Origin of the sequence: Mycoplasma sp. HU2014, assembly GCF_001199495.1 — a bacterium.
GTDB lineage: Bacteria > Bacillota_I > Bacilli_A > Mycoplasmatales > Mycoplasmataceae > Mycoplasma.
Window position 1 is genome coordinate 1 of sequence record NZ_LFYS01000008.1, and the last position, 11500, is coordinate 11500.

The 11500-nt window shown below is 23.7% G+C and carries 13 protein-coding genes, 1 other RNA gene and 1 pseudogene; 1 reads left to right on the forward strand and 14 read right to left on the reverse strand.

All coding sequences use genetic code 4. From position 1 onward, the window contains the following. From AB668_RS00470 to AB668_RS00475, 3 genes and pseudogenes are all read right to left on the reverse strand, one after another. A pseudogene (locus AB668_RS00470) lies at positions 1-343 on the reverse strand (IS1634 family transposase); the annotation flags it as partial. Positions 344-603: 260 nt separating this feature from the next. Then, an RNA gene (gene rnpB, locus AB668_RS05225) (RNase P RNA component class B) lies at positions 604-942 on the reverse strand. A gap of 53 nt (positions 943-995) precedes the next feature. Continuing rightward, positions 996-1373: a DivIVA domain-containing protein gene (locus AB668_RS00475; RefSeq protein WP_050517157.1), complete on the reverse strand. Its 378-nt coding sequence runs from the start codon at positions 1371-1373 to the stop codon at positions 996-998. Between the two features lie 60 nt (positions 1374-1433). Between AB668_RS00475 and AB668_RS00480 the strand changes: the two genes are divergently transcribed. After that, positions 1434-1943, forward strand: a complete 510-nt coding sequence (locus AB668_RS00480) for a Holliday junction resolvase RecU (RefSeq protein WP_050517158.1) — start codon at positions 1434-1436, stop codon at positions 1941-1943. Here AB668_RS00480 and AB668_RS00485 read toward each other — a convergent pair. From AB668_RS00485 to AB668_RS05640, 11 genes are all read right to left on the reverse strand, one after another. Then, complete coding sequence (locus tag AB668_RS00485) at positions 1915-2466, reverse strand: DnaD family protein (protein ID WP_050517159.1); 552 nt, start codon at positions 2464-2466, stop codon at positions 1915-1917. The two genes, AB668_RS00480 and AB668_RS00485, sit on opposite strands and share 29 nt — an antisense overlap. Before the next feature lie 75 nt (positions 2467-2541). Continuing rightward, entirely contained in the window at positions 2542-2817 is a 276-nt protein-coding gene (locus AB668_RS00490) for an HU family DNA-binding protein (RefSeq protein WP_050517160.1), read from the reverse strand. Between the two features lie 38 nt (positions 2818-2855). Beyond that, positions 2856-3848, reverse strand: coding sequence for a hypothetical protein (locus AB668_RS00495; RefSeq protein ID WP_050517161.1), 993 nt, complete (start codon positions 3846-3848; stop codon positions 2856-2858). Between the two features lie 2 nt (positions 3849-3850). After that, positions 3851-5158 carry a ribosome biogenesis GTPase Der gene (der, locus tag AB668_RS00500; RefSeq protein WP_050517162.1) on the reverse strand — a complete coding sequence of 436 codons (1308 nt, stop codon included), beginning with the start codon at positions 5156-5158 and terminating at the stop codon, positions 3851-3853. A 2-nt stretch (positions 5159-5160) separates the two neighbouring features. Further along, on the reverse strand, positions 5161-5826 hold the full coding sequence (gene cmk / locus AB668_RS00505) for a (d)CMP kinase (protein WP_050517163.1): 666 nt from the start codon (positions 5824-5826) through the stop codon (positions 5161-5163). 12 nt (positions 5827-5838) lie between these two features. Further along, positions 5839-6537: a hypothetical protein gene (locus AB668_RS00510; protein WP_050517164.1), complete on the reverse strand. Its 699-nt coding sequence runs from the start codon at positions 6535-6537 to the stop codon at positions 5839-5841. A 100-nt stretch (positions 6538-6637) separates the two neighbouring features. Further along, on the reverse strand, positions 6638-8389 hold the full coding sequence (locus AB668_RS00515; RefSeq protein ID WP_050517165.1) for a PhnE/PtxC family ABC transporter permease: 1752 nt from the start codon (positions 8387-8389) through the stop codon (positions 6638-6640). Then, positions 8353-9099 carry a phosphonate ABC transporter ATP-binding protein gene (locus AB668_RS00520; RefSeq protein ID WP_050517166.1) on the reverse strand — a complete coding sequence of 249 codons (747 nt, stop codon included), beginning with the start codon at positions 9097-9099 and terminating at the stop codon, positions 8353-8355. The genes AB668_RS00515 and AB668_RS00520 overlap by 37 nt, the downstream gene beginning before the upstream one ends. A gap of 2 nt (positions 9100-9101) precedes the next feature. Continuing rightward, positions 9102-10454 (reverse strand): ABC transporter thiamine pyrophosphate-binding lipoprotein p37/Cypl, encoded by a 1353-nt coding sequence (cypl, locus tag AB668_RS00525; protein WP_050517167.1) that lies wholly within the window; start codon positions 10452-10454, stop codon positions 9102-9104. Positions 10455-10707: 253 nt separating this feature from the next. After that, positions 10708-10959 carry a TIGR04554 family membrane protein gene (locus AB668_RS00530; RefSeq protein ID WP_050517168.1) on the reverse strand — a complete coding sequence of 84 codons (252 nt, stop codon included), beginning with the start codon at positions 10957-10959 and terminating at the stop codon, positions 10708-10710. Between the two features lie 104 nt (positions 10960-11063). Then, a partial coding sequence (locus AB668_RS05640; protein ID WP_082160311.1) for a hypothetical protein occupies positions 11064-11500 on the reverse strand: 437 nt, incomplete at its 5' end.

Genomic DNA, 11500 nt, shown 5'->3' on the forward strand with positions numbered 1-11500 from the left:
TAATATCTGAAAACATAGTTCTTAAAGAAGCTATAACATATAATTTTCTAGCATCTTCAAAATCATAAAAATTTAAAAGTTCTCTAAAGATATGATTGTTTAATTTTTCATTTAGTGCAAAAAGACCATATGATTTAACGTCTACTTCATATGTTTGTTTTTCAATACTTTGATAAACACCATTGATAATCTTCCCAATAACTCCTTTTTCAACAGGAATAATTTTTCCATTTTTTCTTATTGATGTTCTTTTTATAACATTATAAACAGCTTCTTTTGTGGTTGCTTTTACTCTGGTACTAGATGGTCTTGGAATTTCTAATATGTCTTTAGGAATGGCCATTTTTATATCTCCCTTTTTATGTGTTAAACACTATACATATATATTTATTTTACCACCTATTTTTAATTTTTTAAACTTTTTTTAAATAAAATTGGAACAAAAAATAGAGCTTTTTTAGCTCTAGATTTAAGAAAATTTAATTTTTTAGATATTTTAATGTATTTAATGGACGAAAATAAGAATTTTTTAGTAAATTATTAAAATTATATAGTGTCCAAAATTGGGAATTTTTTAAAACATTAAAAATATGATGAGACTCTATTTATAACCCACGTTCTGTACTATTACTAGTGTCAATCATCTATCTAGCATTTCTGCTTCTAATTTTGATTCTGTTTCTCTTAACTAGATTCCTCTACCAAAATTTGAGTTTCTTGCTTATGGGGTTTACCGCGTTCCATTTCAAGGTTTCCCTATACTCGTCTCTGTGGCACTTCATAACTGTTGCATAGCTTTCACCTTAGCTTAGTTATGCCGTCAGTAAAATATACTGCCTAGACTTATTTATTCGTCTAGCATAATCACTACAACCATCACAGGCTGTGCAAGCGTGGAGTTTCCTCTATATCATCTTTCAGATACAGCGATTGACAAATAAAATCTCAAATTTATTGTACAACAATAATTTGAGATTTAAAACATATACTCAACTTTACTTTTTATTAGCCAATAAAGCATAGATTTCATCTATCTTTTTAAGTCTTTGTTCATTTTCAACTAAGCTATTTTCAATTCTTGAAATTCTTTTAATAATATCAGCATCTCCAAAAGTGTTTTTCATTAAATCTCAGTTTTGTTTACGATATTCTTGAATTTCAACTAAAATAGCATCGTTTTTATTTGAAATATTTTCTAATTTTTCATTTGCAACATCTAACTCATTTTTTAAATCATGAATTTTTTGTTCAAAATACATATAATCAGAAATTATTTCATCTAAAAAATCGTTAACTTCTTCAGCTTTATAACCTTTGTAAACTATATTAAATTTTTTATTTTGAATTTGACTAATAGTAAATTTTTTTGACATTTTATTTCTCCCTAATAAATTTATTGTATCATTTCCTAATACTTTAATAGAGGTGAAAATATGTATCCATTAAAAAATAAAGGACAATATCTAGAAACTATTTTAAATATAACTAATCAAAAGTATTTAAATGAGCAAATTTGTGTTGTTACAAAAATACCAACAAACATTAACTTAATCAATATTAAAAATAAAATGATTACAAATGCTACTTTTAAAGATAATTTTAATTGTGATTATATTGGAGTTTATAATTCAGTTTATTTTGAATTTGATGCTAAAGAAACTTCTAAAGATTCTTTTAATTTTAATGCACTTAGAAAAAATCAGCAAAACAAATTAGAATTAGTAGAACTTCAAAAAGGTTTAGCTTTTATTATTTTATATTTTTCTAGTTATGATGATTTTTATTTAATAACTTACAAGCAATTAAAAAACTATACAAGAAAATATAAAAAAACAATTCCAAGACAGTGAATTGTTAAAAATTGTATAGAATTGTTTTTAACTAGTTCATTAAAACTAGATTATGTAAAACATTTTAATCATCTAATCAATCAAATTTGCTAAGCTCATTAGTAATTAGTGAATATGAATTTAAAAATGTATTAATTTCTTTTATTAGTGATTCAAAATCATTAAATTGATTTTTGCTAACAATTTCTAATAACTGTTTTTTAGCGATCTCTTGATTAGTTAAAGTTAAAATATTTAGTTTTTCTTCTTCATTAAGTTTAAAGTTAAGTTTTTGATCTATTGAATCTAAAAATTCTTTATTATCTTGAATTTTATAAAAATTATCAGCAGTTTTTGATAATTTTTCAAACAACTTACTAAAATCGATGTATCTAGGTTTTATATCAATTAAATCATTATCAACAAGACCTTGTAATTCATTTTCTATATCATCAACATTCATATTGATATATTGACTTAAAAGAGTAGGTGTTACCATTTTTCTAGTTTGATCATTTATATGCATGATCATTAAAACAATCAACAACTGATTATCTGTTAAGTTAATTTTTTTATAGTATTCTAATAAAAGTTTTTTCTTAGAAACTATACCTTTTTCTAGTAGTTGTTCAATCATTATCTCACCTCTTATAAAATAGAGTTTAATAAAAACGGTTTAGTTTTCCAACCGTTTTTAAATTATTTTTTTATTTTATACATTCAATGATTCTTTTAATTGTTTAGCTGGTTTAAATTTAGCTGATTTTGAAGCAGAGATTTTAATTTTCTCTCCTGTTGATGGGTTAATTCCTTCACGTTCTACTCTTTCAGAAATTGAGAATTTACCAAATCCAGCAACTGAAACTTCTTCTCCACTTGCTAAGTGATTTGAAATCGCTTCAAATAGTCTATTAACAACTTTTTCAGCATCTACTTTTGAAATGTTTTCATTAATAATAATTTCATCGATTAAATCTTTTTTTGTCATATTATCAATCCATTCTTTCTATTTAAATTAAACATTTTTTATAGTTTAAAGGCTGTAAAAACTTTATTTAAAAGTGATATTGGCCTGTTATTATTATATAAAATTTTATTTAATAATATAAAGAAAGTAAGGGGTTTTTTAATAGTTTTACACATTTTTTCAACATTTATTAATATATTCAAATCTTGTATGTTGTAATTTAATTCTTCGATAGCTTTTTGTGTGTCATTATGCTTTGTTATCATTAAACCTAATTTAAATTCTAAAGATTCATTATCATAATAACTTTTTAAAAAACTTGAAAGTGTTGCAAAATTTAATAAACTATCACTTGAATAAATATTAAAGTTTTTCATAAGTTCATCAATTGATTGAATTATTATAGTAAATAAACTTGAAAGTGTATTTTTACCACACTCTAATCCAGTTAAAATTCCTCCACAAAGTGAAAAAACTTTACTAAAACTATTTGCAACTTCACAACTTAATATGTTTTGTGAAATTGAACAATTAAAATATTCATTTTCAAAGATATTAGCAACAACTTCAGCTGATCGAATTTCATTTGAACATACCATAAAAGAAGTTGGGTGTTTTTTAACTAGTTCACTTGATATATTAGAACCTCAAATAACTGCATAATCTTTTAAAATATCATTAGCATTAAAAATATCTATAATATCTTTTGATGATGAAGTTAGATCATCTTTTAAGTATGGATAAGCATCAACAATTATCATTTTTCTTTTAGAATAATTTATAATATCTTGAATTAAATTTTGATCCTTTTTACTAGCTAAAACTAATACTTCACAGTTTTCTAAACTAGCTACTATACAATCTGTAGCTTTTATGTTTTGATTAATTTTTAGAGCGTTTAAAAATTTTGAATTTTTATGTTCATAGTTAATTTGATCAGCAATTTCTTCATCATTTGTATAAATTACCACTTTATGGTGATTATCTGCTAAAACATTAGCTAAACTAGTTGTATAATCATCACTACCAATGATAGTTATATTTTTACTCATAATTATTTTCTTTCTCTAAAAATTATATTAATTGGTACACCTTCAAAACCAAATTGTAATCTAATTTGATTTTCTATAAAACGCTTGTATGAAAAATGAACAAAGCTTGGATTATTAACAAATAAAACAAAAGTAGGCAGATAAGCATCAACTTGATTAGCATAATAAATTTTTAATCTTCCACCGTTATGTTCTGGAGCTGGATTAATTAATTGAGCTCTATTTAAAACTTCATTTAAAACATGAGTTTTAATTTTAGTTGATAATGATTCTTTAATTTCTTCAATTGAATCAATAATTTTATTGATTCTAGTTTTATCTAATGCTGAAATAAAAATAATTTTTGCATATTGTAAATATTTAAAATAAGCTCTGATTTCTTCTTCTTTTTTTAATAATTGTTCTTCTTTGTTCTTAACTAGATCTCATTTATTAGCAACAATAATAATTGGTTTTTTTTCTTCAAAAGCTAGTCCACCAATATTTGTATCTTGATCAGTTATGCTTTTTGATGCATCGATCATTAATAAAACAACATCACTACTATTAATAGTTGATAAAGATCTTAAATAACTATACTTTTCAATACCATCATATATTTTAGATTTTCTTCTAATTCCAGCAGTATCAATTAAAGTATATTCTTTATGGTGATATTTAAACTTAGTATCAACAGCATCGAGTGTTGTTCCTGCAATATCACTTACAATCATTCTTTCTTCACCAACTAGTGAGTTAACTAAACTAGATTTTCCTACATTAGGTCGTCCTATAATTGCAATTCTAGTAGATTCATCTTTAATATTTGAATCATTTTTAGGCATTAAATTAATTACTCTATCTAATAGATCTCCAATTCCAATACCATGAGTTGAAGAAACCATCACAGCTTGATCAAAACCTAAACTTAAATACTCATAACTTTCAACTCCAGTTTGTTTTTTATCGTATTTATTTGCTACTAAAACAACAGGTTTTTTAGTTTTATATAACATTTTAGCTATAATTTTATCTTCATTAGTAATTCCTTGTTGAGAATCTAAAACAAAAACAATTACATCAGCTTCTTGCATTGCAATTTCAGCTTGAACTTTAATTTCTTTAGTAAATTGTTCGTCTTTTAAAGTAATACCTCCAGTATCAATAACTATAAATTCTCTAGTTAATCATTCAGCATTACCATAAATTCTATCTCTTGTTACACCTGGAGTGTCTTCAACAATAGATTTCTTTTCTCTAATCATTCTATTAAATAAACTTGATTTACCTACATTAGGTCTACCTACAATTGCTACAACACCTTTTTTCATTTTTATTCTCTTTCTAATTTTCTAATTTTATTTACTACTAATTCTACAACTTGATCAATAGTTAAGTTTGAATTATCTATATATCAGGCATCATCAACTAAAACTAAAGGTCCAGTTGATCTAGTTTTATCAGTGTGATCTCTTTTTTCTAAATCACTTTTAATTTCATCATAAGTTTTACCAATAATATTATTTTTAATGTTTTGTAGATATCGACGTTGGGCTCTTGATTCGATTGATGAATCTAAATATATTTTTAAATCAGCGTTAGGTAAAACTACACTTGTAATATCTCTTCCTATTTCAATATATCCACCATTTTTAACCATTTCACGTTGTTTTTTAACCATAAATTCTCTAACTTCTTTAATTGGAGTTATGTAATTTATTATGTTAATTATTTCATTGTTTTGAAGTAAATTTGTAACATTAACATCATTAACAAAAATATCAGTTTTATCTACTTTATAATCAAATTTATCTAATAATTCTATAACTTGTTTTTCATCAGTATGATCTATTTTTTGATCTAAACAAAATCAAGTTAAAGCACGATACATTAAACCAGTATCAATAAATTGGTAATTAACAATATCAGCTATTTTTTTAAATGTAGCTGATTTTCCACTTCCACTAGTTCCATCAACAGCAACAATTAATTTCTTCATATTAATTCCTTTCTAAACGTAAATAGGTAAGATAATTGAAATAACCATAATCAATACAAAAATTGGTGATAATATTGAAAATCATCTAAATTTTATTTGATAGATCTGTTTTTTTCTATCTAAATCGTTTAGTTTTTTTAAGTTAATCTCTTTACATTCTTTAATTAATTCACTAATTGATTTTTTTGAAATATTATCAGTTGTTTTACTTGGTTCTTGATTTAAATTTTTACTTATTGATGCTTTAGTTATTTTTGAAAAATTATTTTCAACTAGTTCTAGATTTTTATATTTATTTGTATTTTGTTCTAATTTTAAATAAGTATTATGATGAAGATCTTTTAAATTAGAAAAATAATATTTATCATCATCTAAAAAGTTAGTTTGAATTTTTTGTTTTTTATCTAATACGTCTTGAATATTTAAATTTTTTAAAATATACATTTGAGATTTAATATTTTCAATAATTTCTTGATTAATTGCTTCATCAGATGCACTTTTACCTAGATAAAATTTACTTTCTTCAAACTCTTTACTAGTCATTGATAAAACATTAGAAAAAAACTGATTATCAATTTCTTTTAACTTACTAATAACATCTTCTATATAATCAGAATATTTTCCATCATGACATGCTTGTTTAGTTTCTTGATTTATTAAAGCAATTTCTTCGGCAAATATTTCATTTCTAGAAATAGGTTTCGTTTTCATTAAAGCACCTCTTTAATCTCTTATTATTTTATCTTAAATATAGACTGAAAGATATTGTCTTACATAAACAAAAAACAAATCATAAATGATTTGTTTAATCTTATTTTTTAATTGTTTTGATAATTAATTTAGAAATTAAATTGATAAAGATTATATAAAATGTACTTAATCAAACATAAGCTAAAGCTGTTCTAATACCGTCATTAAATTTTGGATCTAAATAACGATCTATATTAGTTCCAATCAATAATCTTCCTTGAGTTAATATTGAATAAGTTATAGAACTTCTAAAAATTAATTCAAAATAAAATGTTAATAATGAAATATATTCAACTTTAATAGAAGGTAGAACATATCTAATAAATATTTGATTATTGCTGTAACCTTGCATTTTCAAATTCTTTATTATTTCTTGATCTAGATTATCTATAACTTCAACTAATTGTTTTGTTTGACTTGAAGATTGATGTAACACTATAGCTATTATAAGTAAAGTTAAATCATTTTCAAAAATAGATAAAAATACATAATAATAAACAATTGTAGGAATTAGTCTTATAAAAACGTTTATTGATCTAAATACCATTACTTTGATTCTGTTATTTAATGATAAACACTGAACTCTTATTAAAAATAGAGTTAGTATAAAACATAATGATATAGCAGCTAAACTAAATGAAAATGAATTTCAAAACAATAATATTGGATTGAAATTAGCATCTTTTGTTAAGAAACTAAATTTAGAGAAATCTGGATTGAAAAAATCTCTTAAAAACTCTTTTAATGAACTTAAATCAAATAAAGAAAGTTGTGTTGTTGATAATGTATAAATTGAAACAATAAATACAAATAAAAATATTGATACGATTATTCACTTATTGAAATTGACTTTTTTTGTTAGACGATTGTAATATTGTATTTTTGTTTCATTTCTTTGTTTAATAACTTTTGTTTTTGCTTCAACTAAATGTTTTTTAAATAAGTAATTTAAAAGTTCTAATATTAAAATAAATACCATTAAAACTGTTAGAGGTACTGCTAGTTGATCAAAATTAGATGCTGTTTGAGAAGCATAATAAATCAATTTTCCTATCCCAGGTAATGAAAGTGCACCTAATATTGAAGCTCATCTAATATTTGATTCAAAAGAAAATATAAATAAAGCAACAATTCTATTTTTTATTCTAGGATAAATTTCTTTAAAAAATGCTCTAGTTTTACTATTACCATGATTTATAGAATTTATATATCATTCTAGATCTATTGAATTTAGCATTTCAAAATAATACTTGTGAAGCCACAACCAAGTAAATCAAATATAAACAAACAATAAACTAAATTCATTTCTAACCGAACCTGTAATTAATTTAATAAACACTAGTTCAGGAATAGATCTTAAAAATAAAATTATAAAACTTAATAATGTTGATGTTATTTTATTAGTTGTTTTTGCAAATGAAAAATATGCAGTAACTAAAGCAAATAGAAATCCTATAAAAGTTCCAACTAAAGCAAATTTAATTGTTATTCATAAATATTTTAATGAGTCAACAAATAAATTTGTATACTCACCACTAGCTCGACCAGCAGTTTCAAAATTTTTATTACCAAAAGAAAGTATATTTAATATTTGCTTAAAGGTTTTATTAAAATTATAAAATCTAATACCACTTGAATGAGTATAAAAAGCTCATGCTACAATAGCTATTAAAATAAAAGCAAAAATATGATAATAAATACTATGAAATTTTCATGAAGTAGTTGTGTTATTATCAAAATTTATATATCTATATTTAAATAAATTTGATTGCTTTATTACTGTTTGTTTTTTATTATCTCTTTTAGTTCTCATTCTTGAATCTCTTCTGTTTTTTTATCTAAAACTATAGTTTTATTATTGATTGCAATAACTCTATCAAAGTTATTTTTAATTAAGCTTAAATCATGAATATTTACTAAAACTGTTTTTTCTTTAGCTATTTGTTTTAATAATGTGATTACTTCTAAACTTGTTTGGTGATCTAAATTAGATGTAGGTTCATCAGCTAAAATAAGTTCTACATTTTTAACTAATAATTTAGCTATTTCAACTCTTTGTTGTTGACCGCCACTTAATTCGCTTACTTTATAAAAAGCTTTATCAAGTATTTTTAATTCATCAAGTTTAGTAAAAATATTTATTTTTTGTTCTTTAGAAAGGATATTAAAAATTCTATAAAAAATGTTTTTATACTGGGATATTGATCTTGTTATGTTGTTGTAAACATTTTCAGTATTTATCAAATTAGGCTTTTGCGTTAAAAAACCAATTTTTGATAACATTTGGTTTTTTTGTTTTTTACTTAATTTTAGTAAGTCTTGGTTTAAAACTTTAGCTTTTCCTTTAATTGGTTTTAATGAGTTAATAATAACTTTAAATAAAGTACTTTTTCCAACTCCACTAGGACCAATTATAGCAATAAATTCATTTTTATTAATTTCTAAATTTATGTTATCTAAAACTGGTTCTTTGTTATTGTTATAACAAACAGTTATATTTTTTAAATCGATTATTTTATTCACTTTTAAAGTTTAGCTTCATCAATTTTAGTTACTAAATCTTTTGTTGTTTCTGCTTGAGCCTGTAATTTAATAAAATTATTAAACATTTCTTTTGTTAAGTTTTGGAATTTATTGTAACCTGTGTAAATTCCGTATGTGTTTTCTTCTAATGATAATGAAGTTAATGCTTTAGATAGAAGTTCAACTTGTTTAGTCATTAATCCTTTTCTAGCTAAAACAACATCATATCCAGCTGGGTTTGTAAATGTTAATGTTCTTACAACATCATTATCATAATTTGATTCTTTAACATTTTTATCTTTTTCAAATCCTTTTGGTTGATATTTAGATTTAGTTGGATCTGATTTAGTTCAGTTGTAAGCACCTTCATCATCAAAACCAATTTTTGGAACTACTTTTTCAGATCCAACTGTTACTTCTTTACCTAATTGTTTAGCAGCACTTACTCCTTTAAAAATGTGTTTTTTGTATTTTTCAACTTCACCTTTTAAAATTTTGGTAACTTCTGTTAAATCTTTACCAAAATGACGTGCTATTAAAGCGGCTTGATATTTAAAGCTTCCTCCACTTGAATCTTTTTCATAAACAATACCATTTGCTATAAAACCTTCAAAATCTTTATTATTTCATTGTTCAGTTATTTTATGACGTTCTGCTTTTTTACCTGAAATCAAAATAGCTCCACGATATACATATGTAAGTTTATCTTTTTCATAGAAATTTGTATATTTAGAACCATCAAAAATTAAAGTACCATTTGGATTATCTTTTGTTTTTTCAATTGTATTTCACTCAGGATATTCTTTTCCTGTTTCAACAATTCATTTTTGATTATTTTTCATAGCATCTGCTACTATTTTGTCATTTTTATTTCCATTAAGTTTGTTGTTATACATTTCATTTACATTATCTTGTCAAGTAAATCTTAATGTACTTGCTTGAGAAACTAATTGGAAAGGTAAATCAGATTTAACTTCATCTGTATCTTGAATAAATAATCCATTTAAATAATATGAATAGTTAGTAATAAATACATCATCACCTTCAGTATCTTTTTCTAATTTACTTAAATAACCTTTTTTATCACCATCTATACCTATTTTAAATTTTACTTTTTTAAAATTTTTAAGTGAGTCATCTTTATTTTTAAAACTTTCGAATTTATCTTCTAAAGTTTGAAGAAAAGTTTCTTCTAAATTTGTATTTAAAAAACCTTCATTAACTCATGCATTTTTAATTGTAATTATTTCTTGTCATCCTGATGTTTTGGTACATGAAACAGCGAATGGGACAATTGATCCAGTAGTTACTGCTCCAGCCATAGCCAACATCATTTTTAATTTATTTGTCTTCATATTTCCTCCTTGTTATAAGGGCAAAAAAGGTTGATCTCGTGTAAAGTACAAAAGATCAACCTTATAAAAGTCCTAGCCACGCATGCATTATCATGATCTGCTAATAGGTATAATCTCAGCCTTTTACAGCACCCTTATCCAATAATAATTATATAACATTAAATGAATATTTCTCAAGCAAATTAGATATCTACTTACTATATAAAACTATACATTATTAAAAGAAAAATGTTCTATTAGAACATTTTATCTACTATTTTCATTTTGAGTATAAATAACCTGTCATTCCTGATGCATTTAATGAGAATACTAATCCTGAATAAGTTAAATCTCTAAGTGTTGCTGGAAGATTATTTGATAATAAATCTCCAAATCCTGGACTATTATATTTTGATATAGCAACAGAAGATAAAACTAATGCTATAAAAGCAATAATGTAATTTATTGCCACAATAACTGTGCTTTTTTGTTCTACAATTTTTCCTACGTTTCCCACTTTAAGCATAAAAATAACAGTTTAAACTTATAAACCTAAATTTATAAGTCAACTGTTATTTTTTTAAAACTTCTAAAAGAGTGTGATAACCTGAACTTTTCACGTTCGTGTGACTAGTTTAGGTTTTTATTAATATCTTTCGTGCATTGATTTACATCTTTTTCGGTTATTTTTAATGCAGATAAAATTATTTTTTGAGTCTTGCTTAAACCATAAGAACTTACATATGTTTTATTGAATTTTGCTAACTCCATTTTTGATAATTCACTAAACAATGTATTCACTGTATGATGACCATTTTCAGCTAAAAATTCTTTCATACAATAACTGAAATATGATCTAACAATCAATGCTAAAAATGAAATAAACATTTTTGATTCTAAAACCAATCTATCTTGAACATTAAATTTATTTAAATCAAAAGTGGTCTTAACAGTTGAAAATGCTTTTTCAACAAGATCTCTTTTCTTGTATTGAGTAAGTATAAATTCTAAATCAGAATCAACGTTTGAAACTATTATTGAGAACCCTGCATTTTTGTGAACTTTTT